Here is a 19,297-nt window from a genome sequence, read left to right as displayed (position 1 = left end):
GTCTCCCCCGACAGACCCGACCCGGGTTGGACCCAGACCCAAACAGACCCGACCCGGATTGGACCCAGACCCAGACCCGACCCGGGTTGCGCGAGACCGCAGACCCAGACAGACCCGACCCGGGTTGCGCGAGACCGGCGCGAGACCGACCCGGATTGCGCAAGACCGAGACACGAAGACCTGACCCAGTAGCAACCCCGGGACGGACGACCCCAGCTGGCGGCCGCCACCCAGGGAACGCGGCCGCCACCCCCAAGAAGAGTGGCAACTCCTTGAGATAATTCACCACAACCCCGGCACGACATTTGTTGTGTGCGCCGGCCATGAGCCAGCCTCGCGAGATCACTCACGGCGCCACGTATATGATCACACGTCGCGTCCTGCGTCGGCACCTGCTCTTCCGCCCCGACGCGGCCATCACCCAGCTGCTGATTTATGCTCTCGTGGTCGCCGCGCGCCGTTACGGCCTCCAGGTCCACGCCCTCTGCGCGATGTCAACGCATCTTCACTTGATCGTGACCGACGTGACGGGCGTCTTGCCGCGCTTCCTGCAGTTCTTCCATCGCATCGTCGCGCTCGGCACGAAGGTGCTCCGCACATGGGAAGGACCCGTGTGGGACCACGAGGCCCCAAGCGTGGTCCGGCTGCTGACGCGCGCAGCGATGGTGGAGAAAATCGCCTACGTCCTCGCGAATCCCGTGGCTGCTGGCCTCGTCCGACATGCGCGTGAGTGGCCGGGCGCCAAGGTGGATGTGGACGAGCTCGGTCGCGGCATGCTGCGCGCGGCACGCCCCTCTGTGTACCTCGACCCGGAAAACCCGCTGTGGCCCGATGAAGTGACGCTTCCGCTCTCGCTGCCACCGGCTATCGAGCAGGACAGCGCGGAGGGCTTCCTCCAAGAGGTGGCCGCCGAGCTCGGGCGACAAGAAGCGCAAGCTCATGCCGAGATGCAGCAGCATGGGCGCTGCTTCTTGGGCGCGAAGCGAGCCAGCAAGATCTCCCCCTACGAGCGTGCTACGAGCTTCGAGGCGCTGCGCGAACGCAATCCTATATTTGCGGTAGGCCGTGAGCAGGGTGACGCATGGCGAATCGCTGGTGCCGCTGTACGGGCGTTTCGCGCGTCATATCGCGCAGCGCTCGAACAATGGCACATCGGTGTGCGCAGCGTCGTATTTCCGGCGGGGACGTGGTGGATGCGTACGTTTCATGGCGCCAGAGTGATGGACGGCGTGCTCATGGTGTAGGCACTGGGCGAGCGCGCTACACACCGCGGTGGGCGAGGGCGGGCGACGGCTTCGGCACGTCGTGGTGGGAAACGCTTGTCTTCACAGCGTACGGCGTACGGTCGACCACGTCGCATAGTGCTGCGCGGCTGCATTCATATGAGTGATGCCACTCCAAGCGCGCACCAAGGGGCGCCAACGACAGCATAATCGTAGATCCTGGCTGTCCGAACGGCGGCGACCCCGAACGGGGGCCGCCCAGCTGGAATGACCCAACCCGGGTTGGGAACGGACCGGGACCCGCGACCAGGTTAGGCGACCCGGAACCGACCTGGCGGCGGTGGAACCGACCCGCTGGTTGTGGGACTGACCCGACCCAGGTTGCGGGTGGGCCGGGGGGCGACCCGACCCAGGTTGGGGGTGGGCTGGGCCGCGACCCAGGTTGGGGGTGGGCTACGGGGGGTGGGCTACGCCGTTCCCGCCTCGGCCGTCTCATACCCCGCCTCGCTCCGTTCAACCCCCGCGGGGCACGCGCCCTCCGAGCCGGGGGACGGCTTCCGCCATCCCCCCGGCGACCCACCGCCCGTGCTGGGGTCTCCTCGCTACGACCGCCGGCGCGCTTCCCTGGGACCCCGGTGCAACCTCCCCGAGTGGGGTCTCCCGGCGGCTGCTCCGGCGCACCGACCCGCCGCGCTCCGACTCTGCGTCCTCAGCGGCCCGCGGGCCCGAACCGGCGCTCCTCGGCCGGTGGCGCCGGTGCGGATGGCGCCTCCGCGATGAGCTCGCCGCCGTGGGTCAGCGCATACCAGCGCGCCTCCCGCGGCCCGGATGCCGCGGCCTTGGGCCCTCCCTGGACCTCGGGCGCCGGCTTCGGGACCCCGCGGAACCGCACGCGCCCGTCGTCCCGCACCTCCATCCGCATCAGCTTCTGGTCGACCTCCACATCGCGCGCCAGAGCGAACACCGGGTGACCCGGGCGATCCAGCGCCAGGTCGAGGCGTGCGCCTGCCGAGGCCGCGGGCGAGGTCGCGAGGAGCGCCGCGCCGCCGGGAGCCGGCAGCGCCGCGACCCCGTCCGGCACCACGATGCGCCGCCACGCCTGCGCCACGCCGAGCGGCAGCGGGCGGCGCACGAGCGCCTGCAGCGGCTCGCGTCCCTGGGCGCTCGCCGGAAGCGCCGGCCCGCGCAGGAGCAGCGTGCCGTCCGGCGCCGCGGCGATCGAGCCGAGCGCCTCGGCCGGGATCGCCTGCCGCCCCTCGGCGTGCCACGGGCCCTGCGCGCCCCGCACGAAGATCGCCGCGCTCCCGCTGCCGCCGCGGCAGATCAGCACCCCGGCGCCGGCCGCGTTGTGCAGCGCGACCGGCTGCGGGCATCCCTCCGGCGCCGCGACGGGCGTCACGGTGCTCGCGAGCTCATCGACGACCGCGAACGTGGGTGGCCGCGCGAGGTGCGCGGCGCAGGCGCCGCCCGGCGGCACGCGCGCCGGATCGCAGAGGCCGTCCCCGAACGCCGTGATCCAGGTGCGCGTCGGCGGCGGCTGCGGCGGACCTGCGTGGAGCAGGCAGAGCGCGCCCTTGCACGAGGCGCCGTACGCGCCCAGGATGCCGCCCACGACGCCGCCCGCGCCCAGCGCGTCGTCGCTCTTGCACGGCGGCTCCCGCCCGACCGCGGCGGCGCTCCGCGGAGGCGGCTCGGGCGCGGGCGGGGCGATGGTCGAGCGGAAGGAGCCCGCCGCGCTGGCCCGGATGGCGGTGGAGAGGTAGAGCGCCGAGTCGAGGGGGGGCCTGCCGTGCAGCAGGTCGAGCGAAGCGGCCCGCGTCCACTGCTGGCCGTCGCGGCTCAGCACGGCGGGGCAGGTCGAGTCGCCGTTCCAGATCCAGGAGCCCGCGCGCTCGATGGTGCGCGGCTGGAACGCGGATCGCTTCCAGGTCTGCCCGCGATCCAGCGAGAGGAACGTCTCCGGCGCCCCCGGGCGCTGCCCGCGCGCCGGCGCCTCGACCACGGCCGCGAGCACGCCGTCGGGTCGCACGAGCACCGCGCGCACCCGCTTGCCGGGCGCGACGACGGCCGCGGTGAAGCTGCGGCCCTCGTCGGCGGAGACGCTGACGCGCTCTCCCGCCGCGGCCGCGATGAGGGCGCCGGCGGCATCCCACGCCGTCGCCCCGGCGACGCTGCCGCGCGGCTCGAAGCCGTCGGGTCTCAGCGCCTCGTGGATCCCGGCCGCGCGGTGGAGCGCGCCCTCCGGCGTGGCCGCATAGAGGGAGTCGGCCTGCGAGCCGGCGACGCCGACCCAGGTTGAGCCGGCGACGCCGGCCCAGGTTGAGCCGGCGACGCCGGCCCAGGTTGAGGGCGCGCCGACCCAGGTTGAGCCGGCGACGACCCAGGTTGAGCCGGCGACGCCGACCCAGGTTGAGCGCGCGGGCAGCTTCAGGGGGCCGACGACGCCGAGCCTCTCGTGGATGGCGAAGACGCCGGCGCCGGCGCCCGCTCCACCGCCGCGGCCGGCGCCCGCTCCGCCGCCCGGGCCGGCGAGCTCTCCGTTCGCGGCGACGATCGCGACGTGCTCGCCGAGGGCTATCTCCCGGTGCTCGCGGAAGGGGTTCCGGTGGGCCCGCGCGCGCTCCTGCTCGGCGAGGGGCGGCTCGATCCAGCCCGCCGGAGGGCTCGCGGCGGCCGGCAGCGAGAGCGGGGCCGAGGGATCGGCGGCCGGCCCGCCCGTGGCGCGCGCCGGCGCCTCCGGCGGCGGGGCGGGGGGGATGGCGACCGTCGCCGGCGCGAGCGCCGGCGCCGGCCCGGCAGCGGGGCCACAGGAGACCGCGACGAGCGTGAGCGGGAGGGTGAGCGTGAGGGGCGAGAGCCGCGGAGCGACCATGCAGGGAGAGCCTCCTGCTCCACGTCTAACAGGCCTCCCGGCCGGGTCACCAGGCGTCGGCCGCGCCAGGGGGACGCCTCATGAACAGCTCGAACCAGCGTCGACCCTGGATGCGGGCAGGCGCTGGTCTGGCCCTCGTCTCCAACAGCCGCCTGCCGGCCGCCGGAGCCGGCGCCGCGCGGGCGCTACTCGCTCTTGAGCCAGCCCTTCTGCAGAGCGTAGCGGACCGTGTCCGCGCGGCTCGTGAGGCCGAGCTTCTCCATCGCCCGGACCTTGTAGGTCTCGATCGTGCGCGCGCTCAGCTCGAGGCGGGCCGCGATCTCCTTGATGGCGTGCCCCTCGGCGATGAGCCGGATCACCTCGGCCTCGCGCTCGCTCAGCTCGGAGCCCGAGCCGGCGCCCCCGAAGGTGCGGCCGACGACGCTCGACACGACGTGGGCCGTCATCGACGGGTCGAGGTACACGCCCCCGGCGGCCACGGCGTGGATGGCCCGGACCAGCTCCGCGCCCCGCACGCCCTTGAGCACATACCCCGACGCCCCGGCCCTCAGGAGCGGCTCGACGTTGGACTTGTCCTCGTAGCCCGTCAGGGCCACCACGTGGACCTCCGGGCGCGCCTGCTTGATGCGCTCGGTCGCCTGCGCTCCGCCGAGCCTGGGCAGGGTGACGTCCATCAGGACGATGTCCGGCCCGAGCTGCGTGACGGCCTCGACCGCGCTGAGGCCGTCCGCCGCCTCGCCGACGACCGTCATGTCAGGTTGTGCGTTGATCAACGCCTTCAGCCCGTCGCGTACGATCGGGTGATCGTCGACCAGGAACACGCCGAGCTTCGTCATGCGCTGTCTCCAATCAAGATCGGGGTGGATAGGTCCGGTCGCTGGGACCACGGAGGCGGCTCGCGGGGGCGTGAGGGTGGCCACCCTCGGTGCTCGTGACCACGGAGCCCGACCGTAGCACGGCCTCGTCGCGGGCCTGAGCGAGCCGTCCGCATTTTCCCGAGGCGCGCGGCGCTCCAGGGCAGCCGGTTGCTGGTGCCACGCTGGGTCATGGTCGGGTCGGAGCACGGCGGCGGCCCGTGGGGCGCTGTCGCGCTCGTCACATCCGCGTGACCTCCACGCCCCTCACGCCGATGCGCAGCTCCCCGGTCCCAGGCCGCCGCTCCACGATGCCCGCCGCGTTCTGGATTCCCAGCGCCGCGAATTGCTTGCGCGCGCGGTGGATGTCGACGTTCAGCTTGTTCACGTCCGTGGCCAGCATGCGGCAGAGGACGTCCCGGTCCACCCAGCCCCGCTGCGCTTCCACCTTGCCGCTGCCGGAGAGCCACGCGCGCGCCAGCGTCACCAGAAGGTAATGGTGGGTGCGCAGCGGGAGCGTCGTCTCCTGCCCGCGCAGCACCACCGTGGTCCGGACGCGCTCCTCGTCGCCGCTCACCGCGAGCCGCAGGTGAACGGATTCCAGCACGAGGCCGCCGCCCTCGCTCTGCCAGGTCTCGGCCTCGCAGCGCGGCAGCTCCAGCGTGAAGGCCTCGCCCCCGACGTGGATCACCTCGTGATCCACGACCGGCCGCACCTCGTCGCCCATCTCCAGCACCCACCGGCCCGCGCTGTCCTCGAACACGCTCACGAGGGGCCGGTCCTCGTCGGGCAACACAAGGATGCCCCCGGACGCCGCGCGCAGCGCGCCGCTCGCCTCGCTGCGCGCCGCGGCGCCGGGCGGATCGGCGTCCACCAGCACGAACGCCGCGCCCTGCCCCGCCAGCGAGAACGTCGCGTCGCAGGCGAGCGGCACCCGCTCGCCCGGCGAGAGCCGCCGCCCCTCCACGAACGTGCCGTTCCGGCTCCCGAGGTCGCGCAGCTCCCAGCGATCCCCCATCCAGTGCAGGCTCGCGTGCTCGCCCGACACGCGCGGCTCGTCGATCCGTACATCACAGGCCGGATGCCGCCCGAACAGGCAGCGCGCGCCCAGCGTCATCGAGCGCCCGGTCGCCGGATCCTTCAGCGTCCCCATGCCTCACCCACGTCGTTTTCGGCCCGCGGCGACGCTACCATGCTCGCCCGCTTCGCAGACGAACGAACCCATGGCCCCAAGGTCCCTCTCCTCCCGCCCGCCGAACGCGGTGACCTCTTTCGATCTCGATGGAGACGCGCCCGAGCCCACGGTCCCACCCACCCTGCACGAGTCCGGCGTCCGTGACGCCGAGCCCGTGGACGGCGGGGGGCCGTCGCTGCCGCCTCGTTACCAGGATCTCGGGCGCCTCGCGCGCGGCGCCTCGGGCGACGTCCGGCGCGTGCGAGACGTGCTCCTCGGCCGCGTCCTCGCCATGAAGGTGCTGCGCTGGGAGCACGTGGGAAACCCGCGCATGCGCGCGCGCTTCATCGCCGAGACCGAGCTCACCGCGCAGCTCCAGCACCCCGGCATCATTCCCGTGCACGACCGCGGGACATTCGCGGACGGACGGCTCTGGTTCACCATGCAGGAGGTCCGGGGGCGCACCTTCGACAGGGTCATCGCGGAGGTGCACGCCGCGTCGGAGCCCCGAGGACCCAGGGCCCAGCCGCCGGGCATGACCTTCCGCCGCGCGCTCGACGCGTTCGCCCGCCTCGCGCAGGTCGTGGCGTACGCGCACGGCATGGCGATCGTGCACCGCGACCTCAAGCCCGCCAACCTGATGGTCGGCGACCTGGGCGAGGCGTTCGTGATGGACTGGGGTCTGTCGCGCAGGCTCGACGCGCCGCCGAGCACGCGGGGCGGCGAGGACGCGGGCGACGCGGGGCACACCCGGCACGGCGAGGTGCTGGGGACACCGGCGTTCATGCCGCCGGAGCAAGCGCAAGGCCAGCGCGCGCTGCACGGGCCCCCGAGCGACGTGTATGCCCTCGGCGCGATCCTCTACCACCTGCTCGTGGGGCGCCCGCCGTACCAGGGCAGCGGCCTCGCCGTGTGGCGGCAGGTGCTCGTGGGCCCGCCCATCCCGGTGGCCGAGGCGGCGCAAGGCGGGCCGCCCGTGCCGAAGGAGCTCTGCGCGATCTGCGCGCGCGCGATGGAGCGCGCTCCGGCCGAGCGCTACCCCGACGCCGAGGCGCTGGCCCGCGAGATCGTCGACTGGCTCGACGGGGCGCGGCGGCGCGAGCAGGCGCTCGGCTTGCTCTCGGGGGCAGCGGCGCTCCTGCCCGAGATCGCCGCGTTCCGGGAGAGCGCGGAGGGGATCGCAGCCGAGGCGCGGCGCTGCGTCGCGTCCGTGCGTCCCTACGATCCGGTGGAGATCAAGCGGCCGGTGTGGGCGCTGGAGGACGAGGCGGCGCGGATCCGGCGAGAGGCGGCGCTCCGCGAGGTGGCCTGGCTGCAGGCGGTGCACGGCGCGCTGAGCGTGGATCCCGGCCTGCCCGAGGCGCACGCGCTGCTCGCGGACCATTACCGCGAGGCGCTGCTGCGCGCCGAGCGCGCGCGCCGGGACGAGGACGCGGCGCAGGCCGAGGCGCTCCTCCGCGTCCACGGCGCCGGGCGGCACGCGGCGTTCTTGCGGGGCGACGGGGCGCTCTCGCTCGTCACGGATCTCGAGGGCGTGGAGGTGACGCTCTGCCGGTACGTGCTGCGCGATCGGCGCCTCGTGGCCGAGCCCGCGCGCGCGCTCGGGCGGACGCCGCTCCGCGAGGTGACGCTGCCGCGCGGGAGTTACCTGCTCCTCCTGTCCGCGCCGGGGTGGGCCGAGACGCGCGTGCCGGTGCTGATCGAGCGTGGCGCCCTCTGGAGCGGCGTGGCCCCCGGGGAATCGGAGCCGCGCCGCATCGTGCTGCCGCGGGCCGACGAGCTCGGGGTCCACGATCGCTACGTGCCCGCGGGCTCCTGCTGGATCGGCGGGGACCCCGAGGCGCCGGACAGCCTGCCTGGGCGGCGTGGTTGGATCGAGGGCTTCGTCCTCCGGCACCATCCGGTGACGAACGGCGAATACCTCGCCTTCTTGAACGGGCTCCTCGACGAGGGACGCGAGGACGAGGCGCTCGCGCGCGCGCCGCGCTCGCCGCTCGGAATGGTCGAGGCGGCGGACGAGAGGCCCCTCTACGGTCGCGACCCTGCGGGGCGATTCGTGCTGGGAGGGGACGATGCCCAGCCGGGCTGGACGCTGGACGGGCCCGTGGCGAGCATCGATTGGCACGCGGCGGTCGCCTACGCGCGCTGGGTCGCCGCGCGCACAGGGCTGCCGTGGCGATTGCCCGACGAGCTGGAGCGCGAGAAGGCGGCGCGGGGCGTGGACGGGCGCCTCTACCCCTGGGGCGACCACGCCGATGCGACGTTCGCGTGCGTGCTGGAGAGCCACGCGGGGGTGCCGACCCGCGCCGGCGTGGAGACCTATCCTGCGGACGAGAGCCCGTACGGCGTGCGCGGGCTCAGCGGCAATTCCCGGGACTGGTGCGCGAACGTGTGGCGTCGCGAGGGGCCCCGCAGCGCCGGGGAGCGGGTGCTCCTCGAGGAGGCGTCGCCGGACGATCCGGAGCACCGCGCGGTGCGGGGAGGCGGGTGGAGCAGCGCCCTCCCGTTCGCGCGCGCGGCGGCCCGCTTCGGACTGCAGCCCGGCATGCGGCGGGCGACGGTCGGCGTGCGGCTCGCGCGGAGCTTTCCCGCGCCCCCCGCGGCTCGCTGAGCGTGGGTCAGGGCGATTTCGAGTCGGCGTACCAGATCGTGCCGGATCCGAGGCTCGACACCTCGATGTAGGTCCCGCGCGGGTCGAAGCTCGGCGAGGGCTGCGTCGTGCTCGTGCGATACCAGCGCAGCAGCGTGACGGTCGGGTCCTGAGACGTCACCGTGGTGGCCATCCGGACGTAGCAATCCTCGGTCGCGTGCTTGTAGAGCATACCCGTCGTGAGATCGGTGCCGACGATCTGCCACGTCGCGCTGGTGGGGGAGGTGAATTCCTGCACGCTCGCCTGGGTCGACGGCAGGGTCGCCGGCCATTCCATGTCCTGCCCCTTGATGCGGAGGGTGCGCTGGGGGGTGAGGCGCGCCTTGTCGACGACCCAGTACTCCCGTCGCGCATGGTACGCGCCGCTCGCCTTCCGGGTCGCCATCACGTCGACGAGCTTCACGTGATCGCCCCAATGGAAGGTGTAATGGCGCCAGTCCTTGAGCCCCGGATCGAGCTGGTGCTGGCTCGGCGAAATGTGCGCGGTCGTCTGCTCGTCCTGCTTCGTGATGCCCATGGGTTCCTTCCTTCGTAGGGGTCCGGCGATGCTCGCCTCGCGGACGCAGCGCTAGCCGGACTGGCCTCAGGGGGCAATTACAGAGCGATTACACGGCTCCGGCGGGGGGCGCCTCGGCGGGGCCGTGATGTCGTTGGCTGTTATGGACCTGTAAGTGCGCTCCGGCGAGACGCGTGGCATTCCCTTGGCTGTCCAGCGCGGACGCCGCGGAGGCGCCGCAACTCGGTCATCACATTCGCAATATTCGCAAGAGAGGACAGTAACGACATGACGACGCAGATCACTTTCCTTGTCGACTCCACGAAACTTCCGAGCGGGGGTACGATCGCGAGCCCGACGTGGCTCGTGCATCCCCAGTTCAGCCTGCAGCAAGACTCGTCTCCGCTCGTGGTCCAGACGGGCGACTACACCGTGAACATCGGACCCAACGAGCAGGTCATCCTCCGCGTGGTCGACGCGAATGGGATCGTGACCACGAGGATGGCGCCCTATGCCATCATCGTGAACACCTTCAAAAACGAGCCGCTCAAAGACGCGGACATGCTGAACGCCGCGACCCGACCCATCAACATCCCCGAGTTCGACGAGGAGCGGGGCGGCCTGCCTTACATGCAGTACGCCACCGGTTCTTCCCAGTGGGGGAACGCTCCCCCGACCTACTCCAACTGGCCAGGCCAGCCCATGATCGCGCAGGGCCTCACGGCGTCCACCGCGACGATCTACGACCCCTTCATTCAGTTCGAGGGCAGCGGCAACGTGACGGGGATCCTCGAATACGGGCTCGTGTTCGGGGTGACGAAGGACGGGAGCAAGATCGCGTACTACGCGTTCGATCCCAAGCTCGGCATCAACTCCAGGTAGGGCGACGAACGCCCGCGTCCGCGGCGAGGGGCCACGCGACGCGGGTCACGTCCCTCCCGGTTTGCGCGAATTGCGCGACTCTGGATCCACCCGTGGCGCGCCTGCGCCTCGCGGCGGCGCGAGACGTGCTACAGAGCGGGGATCGCGCCCGCCCCTCCGGCCCGATCCCCCCGCCGCCCCGCAGAATCGCTATGTCCCAGCCCCAGCCCAACAACCCGCTTCACGGCGTCACGCTCCAGGTGATCGTCGAGCACCTGGTCGCGCAGCACGGCTGGGAGAAGCTCGGGCGCATGATCGACATTCGCTGCTTCAAGTACGATCCCAGCGTCAAATCGAGCCTGCAATTCTTGCGGCGGACGCCGTGGGCCCGGCAGCAGGTGGAGGCGCTCTACCTGCGGGACGTGCAGGAGAAGGCCAAGCCCACGCCTTGACCAGCTTCCTCCGCGTCGACGGCATCGCGCATCGCGTACGCCGCGAGCCCCTCGGCGACTTCGCCCTCCGAGATCGCGGGCGCCCGACCCGCACCCGCGTCGAGCCGTCGTACATCGTCCGGGTGAGGGTCGGCCGAGCGTGTACGATGCTGGGGTGAACAGCTTGCGCATCGAGAGCGAGGGCGTCGCGTTCGTCCGCGCGCGCCGCGCGCGCATCGCCGCGTGGGCCGTCCTGATCGGGGGCGTCGCGCTCACGGCCGCCGCGCCCGTGCTGCTCGTGCTCACGCAGTGGGCGGTGGTCTGGGCCGTGCTCTTCCTCATCAGCCATCACACGTCCGCGGGGCGCACGCCCAGGCGAGGCTCCGCGCGCCCCGCCACGGTCGCGGTCGAGGAGGACGAGATCGTCGTCGCGCAGGCCGCTCGAACGACGCGGCTCGCGCGCGCGCGCCTCGAGGCCGGCTGGATCGACGGGTTCGCCGGCCAGCATCAGGTGGTGTTCCGGGACCGGGGCGGAGACGCCGCGTGGATCCGGGTGCGCGGCGCGGAGGAGGCGAGCGCGCTGCTCCGGGCCGCGGGCTTCGCCGCGGATCAGCACGTCTTCTCGACGCGCCTCGTGAGCGTGGCCGCGGAGCGGCTGACCCGCGCCGAGCGCGTCGGCCTCATTTGTCTCGCCGTCTGCATGGGGTATCCGACCGCGCCCATCGCGCTGATCGCGCTGTGGAGCGGCCCCGCGGCGCTCCTCGCGGCGGTGCTCGCCGTGGCGGTGCCGCTCCTCGCCTATCCGCCGCTCCGGCTCCTCGGCGCGAGGACGGCGCTCGTGGGCACGGACGGCATCACCCTCAAGGGCTTCTTCCACCGGCGCCTCATCCCCTTTGCGCTCGTCACCGGCGCGTCCGCGGACGAGCGCGGCGTCTGGCTCGCTCACCCCGGCGGCGCACGCACGCTCCTGCCGACGATGGCGCGGATGAGCAAGGGCTCCGCCGCGGCGGGGCCGGCGCCCGCGATCCTCGCCGCGAGCACCGAGGTGCTCCTCGCACGGGTGCGCGAGGCCATGGCGGCGCGCAGCGGCCAGGGCGCCGCGGCGCGCTTCGCGGCGCTCGATCGCCGCGGCCGCGCGCTCGAAGAGTGGCGCAGCGCCCTCGGCGCGCTCGTCCGGCGCGACGGCGGCGGCGCCGGCTACCGCCACGCGCCCCTCGACGCCGACGACCTCGCCTCCGTCGTCGAGGACGGCGCGGCCCCCGTGGAGCGCCGCATCGGCGCTGCCATGGCGCTCTCGACGGCGCCGGATCCAGGCCACCGGCGCCGCATCCGCATCGCCGCCGGCGCCTGCGCCGACGACGCGCTCGGCGCGGCCCTCGAGAAGGCGGCCGAGGGGGAGCTCGCCGAGGACGACGTCAAGCGCGCCCTCCGCGTGCGCGCTCGATGACCGCTCCACCGAAGGGGCAGCCTTCTCTCCACAGTCTGCGGGGTCAGGGCGAGATCGCCTGTCGGCCGCCTTCACGGCGCGCCGGCCGATCCTCCCGCCGCTCAGGTCGGGTGCCTGGCGACGGGAGGTTGTGAAAGGCGCTCCAGGTACTTGTATCTACGGCGACAGGGTGAGCGAGCCCTCGTCGAGCGCGACCTCGTAGTAGCCGTGCTCGTCCCACGCGAGCGTGCGGCCCCCCTGCTTGAGCGTTCCGCCGCCCACCTTGACGCGCACGTACTTGCCCGGCGGGAAGTGGGCCGGCAGCGTCCACCTCCACGTCCTGTCGCTGCCCGCCGTCGTGGGCGTGACCGAGGAGAGCACCTTCTGGGCGCGCCAGTAGGCGCCGATGTTGACCACGCTGTCGATCCACACGTCGCCGAGATCCTTCGTGTGCTGGACGTGATCGAGGAAGGCCCGGAGCGGTACGGGCTGATAGGCGCCGTCGCTGCCGCCGGTGAAGCCGTGCACAAGGACGGTGCGCCACCTGTTGGCGGACCGCGCGCTCGTGACCTGCTGATCGAACGTCGCCGTGGAGGCGCCGGTCGGGGGGATGAAGCAGGGCAGCGTGAACGGATCGGTCGAGTCGTTCGGGCCGATCAGGGCGTTGGCCACGCCGCGATTGATGAGGAAGCGCGTCCGCGCGATGTTCGAGTACACCGACGAGCCGTTCGGGGCCGCCATCGTCCACACCTTGACGCCGAACTTTTGCTCGATGAATTGCGTCGCGGCGTCCGTATCGGCGCCGCTGTCGTTGCTCGAGTGGCTCTTCGTGTGGTTGCCGAGCTCGTGCCCGTCCATCACCGCCCTCTGCCACACCGGATTGTTCGATTCGCTCTTGCCAGTCTGGAGGTAGAAGGTGAACGGCACGTCGAGCGCGTTCAGCGCGTCGTAGTTCTGGATCTGGCTCGAGTTCGAGTCGTCGAAGGTGTACGAGACGGCGCCCTGGAACCCCGCCCAGTTGAGCACGGCCAGGTTCCCGGGCGCGCCGGACGGCCTGGGCACGCCGCCGCCAGGCGGGACCGGGAGCCCCGAGCTCCCGCCCGGTGTACCGCCGCCGCCTCCTGCGCCGCCGCTGCCCCCTGCGCCGCCGCTGCCCCCTGCGCCGCCTGCGCCGCCGCTGCCCCCTGCGCCGCCCGTGCCGGAGCTGGCCGAGGAGCTGCTGCTCGAAGCGCTGCTGCTGCTGCTGCTCGAAGCGCTGCTGCTGCTGCTGGAGCTCGCCGAGGTCGAGCCCCCGGTCCCGCTGCCATTGACGGACACCAGCGATGGCCTGCCGGTGCCGTTCGCGCAGAAGCCCCAGCTCGTCGTCGCTCCCGCGTTCAGCGAGCCGTTGTAGCTCTCATTGGAGGCGATGAGCTGCCCGGCCGGCTCGGTTTTGCGCACCCCCCACGCGTTGGTCACCGTGGAACCGTTGAGCGCGACGGTCATGCCCCAGGCGGTGATCCGGCCGGAGCTCGTGTTCTTCACGGTCACGTTCGCGCAGTACCCCGCCGCCCACTGCGACTGGAGCGTGAGCTCCGCCGACACCGTGGAGTCCGCGCTGCTGAGATCGCTCTCCAGCGATTCGATCTCGTCGTCCTCGCCGTACGGGCCGCCGCTACAGGCGAGCAGGGAGCATGCGATCGCGACCGAGCCGTAGCTCAGTAAGCTGGTAAGACGCATAAATTTCTCCTTCGAGCGGCCGAATGAGCCGCAAGGTAATCGACAAGATGCTCAAGTAAGAATCTTATGTCAGCGTTTCACGCGCGGAGCGCGCAGCTCCGCGGGTACGGGTGGTATGCCCGGGAAGCGAGCCTTTGATCACGAGCTGCGATGGTGGAAGATATCATGTATACAAAATGGGCACCACGGCTGCCGTGCTCGCTGGATGTGACGAAGTATCGGCGGCGCCGACCCCGAGGGATGGGCTCGTCAGGGCACCGTCCGAGGAAACGGGCTCTGGAGAGGGGGATGCTCGCGGGGATGCTCGCGGGCACCTTTGCGGGGCTGCGCCGTCCGCGCTCACCCCGAACGCTGCGATCGTGAGCACCGCCATGAGGGCGCCGAACACCACGAGCCCCATGAAGACGGCGATGCCGACGTGGAGCGCCAGCGTGGCCGCCACCCAGAGCCGGCGGCTGCGCCGCGGCCAGATCAAGAACGCATAGCCGACCTCGACCAGGACCACGAACCAGCCGGCGATCATCGGGAACCAGGTGTGCTGCGCGAACCAGGAGAAGTCGACCTGGCGATACGTGGGCAGCATGACCGAGCGCCAGACCGCCTCCCCGGTCCACCACTGCTCGCCGGAGGCCTTCATGAGCCCGCTCGCGAGATAGGAGATACAGAGGTGCAGCTGGATCACGCGCAGCGAGAGCCGCGTGGTCTCCGGCGGGTCGACGGGCACGCGGCCGAGCCGGCGGTCCAGCGACAGCGCTGCTCCCGAGGGCATCCAGATGAGGTAGAAGAGAAAGATGTTGGCGTAGTCGTCCGCCCCGTAGTTCGTGCTGTCCGCCGTCATCATCAGCGTCAGATGGGTGAGCCAGGCCAGCGCCGCCGCCGCCCTCGCCCGCCACCCGAGGAGGAGAGCGACGAGGGCGAGCGTGTAGAGCGCGCCGGTGCCCATGACGATGGGTCCCTCGCTGATGCCCAGCGGGGCGAGGCGGTCGATGAGCCAGCCGATGCGGACCCCGTCGCTCCCGGCGAGGACGTCGTGGAGCGGCCCCTGCAGGATGCCAGACCGCCCGTACAGCTCGAGGAGCGCAGGACCGACCATCGCGGCCTGTAGAAGGAGGACCGACGCGAGCCCGATGCGCAGCGCCGCGAGGGGCATCGCGGACGCAGGAGCCAGGGCGAAGCGATCGAGCGAGAGCCACGCGCGCGCGAGCGCCGCCCGGACCGCGAACCGAGGACCTGCGTGCCCGCTCATGGCGCCTCCCGGTCTGCCGCCTGGGCGGCGCGAAGCTTCGCGTGGGGAACGAGCTTCGCCTGATAGTGCAGATGACACCTGAGCTCGTCCTTCTGGTGGTATTCATGCATCGAAGCAACCTGACATTCCTCCACGCGTACAACGACGCTGGCGGCTCCAGGGTGCCTGGCGAACATCTTGCCGGCCCAGGACGCGGCGATCGTGCGTTTCAGCGCCGGATCCTCCTCCCGCCAGAACCTCCCCACGATGTTCCCGGCTCGTAGCTCCGCTTCGGCGTTTGCCCCGGACATGAGGCGGTCGGTGGTCACCGCCCCCGCCGCGTCCACGACCTCGAACGTGGCCGTGGGGAGCGAGCCAACGCCGGGAGCGAAGAAGGAATATTTTGTGTCGGCGCCGGTGAGCCTGCCGTAGCCGGCGACCGCGTCCGCCACCCGACCCCGGTCCCGGAGGTCGACCTGAAACGCTCCCAAGAGGATGACCAGGCCGAGGTGCCCCGCGGCCGCGGCCAGGAGGACGAGAGCCCGTCCCCGGTCCATCGTCGCTCTTCCCATGGTTTCCCCCCTCACACCCGGTTCTCGTCGCCGCACGCGCCCGCCGGTGAGCTCGGGCGCGGCGACCGAAGGACAGCGGGGCACCCGGGCCCCGCGTCCTGAGCTGCCGGCCCGGAAGAGACCTGTCAGCGATTGTCAGCGAGGATCACGACAGGAGCCGGCAGCGCACCGTAAGGAGCCGCTCCGGAGAGGGAACGCCCGTGGTGATGGTGGCCGTGATGGTGACCATGATGGTGGCCGTGATGATGGCCGTGATGGTGACCATGATGATGGCCGTGATGGTGACCATGATGATGGCCGTGATGGTGGCCATGATGGTGCCATTGGCGTCCGTTCATCGCTTCGGCGTAGTCCGGGGCCGGCACCTCCTCGACAAGCGCGAGATCCTGGACAGGCGTGGTGCTGTCAGCCGCGGCGAGCTGGGTGCTACCGAAAACCGCCGCGGTCGCCGCGAGGATTGCGATCAGTTCTACAGGCTTCATCGTCGACTCCTTCTACATGGCGCGCCCGTCAGGGGTGCCACCGCGCCTGGCGATGCAAGCTGTACGCCCGTTTGGCCGGAACATTGGGTGACAGCGCCGCTGTCACCATCGGGTCGAGCCCTAGGCCGCTGGCCCCACGGCAGGGATCGTCGGTGATTCTGGTCCGCCCCGCGATCCCCGCCGGCGCGGATAGCGAGGGGAATCGGGCGGGCCAGGCTCGTACGGAGCTCCTGGCGAACAATGGCCTCGTCGGGTCGTTGTCGCATTTACCCGGAGAGAGCCAAGATGAAGGCGGGGAGCTCATCGAGCGCTTCTTCCCGCCTCCCCGTCTTCATGTTCGAACAGGACCACTGCACATCGTCGCAGAGCGCGACCGATCGGATCAAGGCATCTTCAGAATGCGCGATAGATCGTCGACGATCCTCTTGGCGTCGCCGTCTTCGTGGTTGATCAGCACGGCGATGCCGGCGCCGCGCTCGACCGCGTAGTACGACGCAGACACGAAGCCCCAGATGCTGCCGCCATGTCCGTACGTGGTGCCGACCGGCGATGAGCGCCGGGCCAGGCCGAGGCCGTATTCCCGCGCGTCAGCCGACAGGGCGCCGACCCCGCTGGTCATCTCCGCGAGCTCGGCCGGGCCGAGCAGACCGCCGTCGAGGAGCCGGACATAGAACGTGGTGAGGTCCTCGGTGTTCGACACAAGACCACCGGACGTCCATGCGGACGACGGATCCACCGCGGATGTCGTGTCGACGAGCTCGCCGTCGTACGACCCGTAGCCGCGCACGAGCCCCGGCACGGCGGGCTCTGCGCCGTCGAGGTATGTGTGGACGAGGCCAGCGGGCTCGAGGATGCGTGTGTGCAGCAGCTCGACGACAGGCTTCCCGGATACCGCCTCGACGATCAGGCCAGCGACGATGTAGTTCGTGTTGGAGTACTCGAAATCCCTCCCCGGTTCGAAGTACGGCGCCTCGGCGGCGGAGAAGGCGATGAGCTCCTCGGGCGTCCACACGCGGGTCGGGTCGGCCTCGGCGGCGCTCAGGAAGTCGTGGCTCTCCGTGTAATTGAACAGGCCGCTCGTGTGATTCAGGATCTGACGTATCGTGATCTGCTCGCCGCCGGGGACGCCCTTCACGTACCTGGATACGCCATCCTCGAGCGATAGCCCACCTTCGGCGCGGAGCATCAAGACCAGCGTCGAGATGAACGTCTTGGTGATGCTCCCTGCGCGAAAGAGATCCCCTGGCTTCACCGGCGTCTTCGTCTCGATGTCCGCCATGCCCGCCGCGCCACGAAACGAGCAGCCTCCGAGGTCCACGGCCGCGGCAGCTCCGGGGAGCCTCTGGGCGTCGATCGCCGCGTCGAGCGCCGCCTGGAGCTTGACGGCGAGCCCGTCGCAGCCCACCGCGCCGGCGCCCGTACCGGCCCCGCTCCCCGAGCCCGGTGAGCCTCCGAGTCCACCGCCGTGATCGCCGTCGACGTCGGCGAGCGCCTCCGTGGAGCCGGCGTGGCCGGCCCCACACCCAGCAAGCGATGGGAAGACCAAACAAGCAATCAAGGTAAGTGGGTAATCAATATGACGCATCGACAAGATCTCCAGGACCACCGCGGACGTTGAACATCAAGACACCGGGATGACGTGACCCGGGCGGGCACGAACGCGCCGCGCACCGAGCGGCGCGCAAAAGACGAAAGCGCGCCTTCTGTGTCAACTGCTTTTCAAATGTTTTGGAAGCGTGAGACCAGAGCTGCGCGGCGCGACCTGACCCGCGTTGACACAGGGGGAGCGCGCGCTGACCACTCACGACGTCAGCGAGATCGCGCGAGTTGCAGGGCCCGTCCTCGCCTGCGCGGCTTGCTGTCCCGGCTTGATGGAGCGAGCGTGCCTCATGTCGACAGGAGCCCCGCCTCCGGGGCGATCGCAGGGAGAGCCGCCGGCGCGCGCCGACGTCCTGGTGCTCGGCGGCGGCCCTGCCGGCGCTTCCGCCGCGATCGCCTTGCGTCGCCGTGGCATATCCGCGCTCGTCGTCGAGCGTGCCGAGGGGCCGGGCGTGGGGATCGGCGAGCACCTCGCGCCGCCCACCCTTCCGCTCCTGGCGCGTCTCGGCGTCCTCGACGGGGTCCTGGCTGGAGGGCACCGGCGCTCGGCCGGCGTCCGGTCCGCGTGGGGCGAGCCCGCGCTCCGGGACCGCGACTACATCTTCTGCGCCGAAGGCGAGGGCTTCCACCTGAACCGCGCCGCGTTCGACGGCATGCTCCTCGACGTCGCCGAGGCGGCCGGCGCGCGCGTGATCCGGGGGGGGGACCCGCCGCCTCTCGTGAGACGTGGGCCTTCAGGCTGGCTCGCCCGCATCGGCGGCGATGAGCTCCGGTTCTCCGCGGTCGTCGATGCGACAGGGCGGGCCGCGTCGTTTGCCCGAGCGCAGGGGGCGCGACGGCGCGCCTGGGATCGGCTCGTCGGCGTCTCCGCCTTCCTCGCGCCGCGCGACGCCGTCGAGCTCGAGGACGCGCTGTGGGTCGAGGCTGTCGAGGGCGGCTGGCTGTACTCGGCCCCCCTCGCGGGCGATCGGCTCGTCGTGACGCTCTTCGCGGACACCGACGCGCTCGCGGCGGGCGGCGCGGCGGCGCTCGCCGGCGCGCTCCTCGCGCAGAGCACGCACACCGCCGCGCGCGTCGCGCCGTTCAGCCCCGCGGGCGAGTGGCACGTGCGCCCGGCGTGCAGCGAGGCGTCCGACCCGATCGCAGGGCCGGGCTGGCTCGCCGTCGGCGACGCCGCCACCGCGCGCGATCCGCTCTCCTCGTCGGGCATCGCGCATGCGCTGGAAGACGCGCTCGACGCCGCCTCCGCCATCGAAGCCCACCTCGGCGGCGATCTCCAGTCCTTCTCCCGGTACGCTGAGGCCCGCCGCCGCGCGTTCGACGACTACCTGTCGACGCGGACTCGCACCTACCGCATGGAGCCGCGCTTCCCGGGCTCACCCTTCTGGCGGCGCCGGTGGTGGGCCAGCCCGGAGGAGGCGCCTGTCCTCCTCGATCCGCGCGCTCGCCTCCGCCTCGCGCCTCGCGGCTTGCAGCGAGCGCGCAGCGCCTCCCCGGAGCTGCCGGCGGGCGTGGAGGTCGAGGCTCTCTGCAGCGCGGCCGAGCGCGGCGCGCCGGCGCACGCCATCGTCGCGGCGTACCGGGCAGCCCACCCGGCCGGCGCGTCCGATCGCGCCGTGATCGTGGCCGTGCAGGCGCTGCTCGCGCGCGGGATCTTCGAGGCGATCGGGTAGGTCCCCGGAGGGGACCGCGCATGGGCGGGCGGGGCGGAGC

At 72.0% G+C, this 19,297-nt stretch carries 15 protein-coding genes; 6 read left to right on the top strand and 9 right to left on the bottom strand.

Annotation, left to right across the window (positions count from 1 at the left end):
* Positions 1-323: 323 nt before the first annotated feature.
* Positions 324-1,244, top strand: coding sequence for a transposase (locus WME75_RS25870; protein WP_437476131.1), 921 nt, complete (start codon positions 324-326; stop codon positions 1,242-1,244).
* Positions 1,245-1,932: 688 nt separating this feature from the next.
* Here the strand turns inward: WME75_RS25870 and WME75_RS25865 are convergent.
* The 3 genes from WME75_RS25865 to WME75_RS25855 form a co-directional block, all read right to left on the bottom strand.
* Positions 1,933-4,095 carry a hypothetical protein gene (locus tag WME75_RS25865; protein WP_437476129.1) on the bottom strand — a complete coding sequence of 721 codons (2,163 nt, stop codon included), beginning with the start codon at positions 4,093-4,095 and terminating at the stop codon, positions 1,933-1,935.
* A 185-nt stretch (positions 4,096-4,280) separates the two neighbouring features.
* Positions 4,281-4,931, bottom strand: a complete 651-nt coding sequence (locus WME75_RS25860; protein WP_437476127.1) for a response regulator transcription factor — start codon at positions 4,929-4,931, stop codon at positions 4,281-4,283.
* Between the two features lie 259 nt (positions 4,932-5,190).
* Positions 5,191-6,102: an FHA domain-containing protein gene (locus WME75_RS25855; RefSeq protein WP_437476125.1), complete on the bottom strand. Its 912-nt coding sequence runs from the start codon at positions 6,100-6,102 to the stop codon at positions 5,191-5,193.
* A gap of 70 nt (positions 6,103-6,172) precedes the next feature.
* On the opposite strand from WME75_RS25855, the gene WME75_RS25850 reads away from it, so the two are divergent.
* Complete coding sequence (locus WME75_RS25850; RefSeq protein WP_437476123.1) at positions 6,173-8,734, top strand: SUMF1/EgtB/PvdO family nonheme iron enzyme; 2,562 nt, start codon at positions 6,173-6,175, stop codon at positions 8,732-8,734.
* 7 nt (positions 8,735-8,741) lie between these two features.
* Here WME75_RS25850 and WME75_RS25845 read toward each other — a convergent pair whose 3' ends face one another.
* On the bottom strand, positions 8,742-9,290 hold the full coding sequence (locus WME75_RS25845) for a hypothetical protein (RefSeq protein WP_437476121.1): 549 nt from the start codon (positions 9,288-9,290) through the stop codon (positions 8,742-8,744).
* A 267-nt stretch (positions 9,291-9,557) separates the two neighbouring features.
* Between WME75_RS25845 and WME75_RS25840 the strand changes: the two genes are divergently transcribed.
* From WME75_RS25840 to WME75_RS25830, 3 genes are all read left to right on the top strand, one after another.
* Positions 9,558-10,151 carry a hypothetical protein gene (locus WME75_RS25840; protein ID WP_437476119.1) on the top strand — a complete coding sequence of 198 codons (594 nt, stop codon included), beginning with the start codon at positions 9,558-9,560 and terminating at the stop codon, positions 10,149-10,151.
* A gap of 191 nt (positions 10,152-10,342) precedes the next feature.
* The gene (locus WME75_RS25835) at positions 10,343-10,582 is read left to right on the top strand and encodes a VF530 family DNA-binding protein (protein ID WP_437476118.1); all 240 of its coding nucleotides are present in this window, start codon (positions 10,343-10,345) and stop codon (positions 10,580-10,582) included.
* A gap of 154 nt (positions 10,583-10,736) precedes the next feature.
* A complete protein-coding gene (locus WME75_RS25830) occupies positions 10,737-12,008 on the top strand; it encodes a hypothetical protein (RefSeq protein WP_437476116.1) in 1,272 nt (423 codons plus the stop codon).
* A gap of 156 nt (positions 12,009-12,164) precedes the next feature.
* Here the strand turns inward: WME75_RS25830 and WME75_RS25825 are convergent, their stop codons facing one another.
* The 5 genes from WME75_RS25825 to WME75_RS25805 all read right to left on the bottom strand — a co-directional run bounded on the left by WME75_RS25825 (position 12,165) and on the right by WME75_RS25805 (position 17,543).
* Positions 12,165-13,706, bottom strand: coding sequence for a cellulose binding domain-containing protein (locus tag WME75_RS25825; protein WP_437476114.1), 1,542 nt, complete (start codon positions 13,704-13,706; stop codon positions 12,165-12,167).
* A gap of 163 nt (positions 13,707-13,869) precedes the next feature.
* Positions 13,870-14,952, bottom strand: a complete 1,083-nt coding sequence (locus WME75_RS25820; protein ID WP_437476112.1) for a hypothetical protein — start codon at positions 14,950-14,952, stop codon at positions 13,870-13,872.
* A complete protein-coding gene (locus WME75_RS25815; protein ID WP_437476110.1) occupies positions 14,949-15,503 on the bottom strand; it encodes a hypothetical protein in 555 nt (184 codons plus the stop codon). The genes WME75_RS25820 and WME75_RS25815 overlap by 4 nt, the downstream gene beginning before the upstream one ends.
* Positions 15,504-15,628: 125 nt before the next feature.
* The gene (locus tag WME75_RS25810) at positions 15,629-15,985 is read right to left on the bottom strand and encodes a hypothetical protein (protein WP_437476109.1); all 357 of its coding nucleotides are present in this window, start codon (positions 15,983-15,985) and stop codon (positions 15,629-15,631) included.
* A gap of 382 nt (positions 15,986-16,367) precedes the next feature.
* Positions 16,368-17,543, bottom strand: a complete 1,176-nt coding sequence (locus WME75_RS25805; RefSeq protein WP_437476107.1) for a serine hydrolase domain-containing protein — start codon at positions 17,541-17,543, stop codon at positions 16,368-16,370.
* Positions 17,544-17,874: 331 nt separating this feature from the next.
* On the opposite strand from WME75_RS25805, the gene WME75_RS25800 reads away from it, so the two are divergent.
* Complete coding sequence (locus tag WME75_RS25800) at positions 17,875-19,257, top strand: NAD(P)/FAD-dependent oxidoreductase (RefSeq protein WP_437476105.1); 1,383 nt, start codon at positions 17,875-17,877, stop codon at positions 19,255-19,257.
* The last annotated feature ends 40 nt before the right edge of the window (positions 19,258-19,297 follow it).

The sequence above is a fragment of the Sorangium sp. So ce1014 genome, from assembly GCF_051521505.1.
Taxonomy (GTDB): Bacteria; Myxococcota_A; Polyangia; order Polyangiales; family Polyangiaceae; genus Sorangium.
The sequence above is the reverse complement of the archived record's forward strand: the minus strand, read 5'-3'. Positions and strand labels throughout refer to the sequence as shown.

Bases quoted from the DNA above. Each gene is read 5' to 3' on its own strand.
- WME75_RS25855 (WP_437476125.1), bottom strand. From the start codon at position 6,102: ATGGGGACGCTGAAGGATCCGGCGACCGGGCGCTCGATGACGCTGGGC.
- WME75_RS25835 (WP_437476118.1), top strand. From the start codon at position 10,343: ATGTCCCAGCCCCAGCCCAACAACCCGCTTCACGGCGTCACGCTCCAG.
- WME75_RS25865 (WP_437476129.1), bottom strand. From the start codon at position 4,095: ATGGTCGCTCCGCGGCTCTCGCCCCTCACGCTCACCCTCCCGCTCACG.
- WME75_RS25850 (WP_437476123.1), top strand. From the start codon at position 6,173: ATGGCCCCAAGGTCCCTCTCCTCCCGCCCGCCGAACGCGGTGACCTCT.
- WME75_RS25815 (WP_437476110.1), bottom strand. From the start codon at position 15,503: ATGGGAAGAGCGACGATGGACCGGGGACGGGCTCTCGTCCTCCTGGCC.
- WME75_RS25845 (WP_437476121.1), bottom strand. From the start codon at position 9,290: ATGGGCATCACGAAGCAGGACGAGCAGACGACCGCGCACATTTCGCCG.
- WME75_RS25820 (WP_437476112.1), bottom strand. From the start codon at position 14,952: ATGAGCGGGCACGCAGGTCCTCGGTTCGCGGTCCGGGCGGCGCTCGCG.
- WME75_RS25840 (WP_437476119.1), top strand. From the start codon at position 9,558: ATGACGACGCAGATCACTTTCCTTGTCGACTCCACGAAACTTCCGAGC.
- WME75_RS25870 (WP_437476131.1), top strand. From the start codon at position 324: ATGAGCCAGCCTCGCGAGATCACTCACGGCGCCACGTATATGATCACA.
- WME75_RS25860 (WP_437476127.1), bottom strand. From the start codon at position 4,931: ATGACGAAGCTCGGCGTGTTCCTGGTCGACGATCACCCGATCGTACGC.
- WME75_RS25800 (WP_437476105.1), top strand. From the start codon at position 17,875: ATGTCGACAGGAGCCCCGCCTCCGGGGCGATCGCAGGGAGAGCCGCCG.
- WME75_RS25810 (WP_437476109.1), bottom strand. From the start codon at position 15,985: ATGAAGCCTGTAGAACTGATCGCAATCCTCGCGGCGACCGCGGCGGTT.
- WME75_RS25825 (WP_437476114.1), bottom strand. From the start codon at position 13,706: ATGCGTCTTACCAGCTTACTGAGCTACGGCTCGGTCGCGATCGCATGC.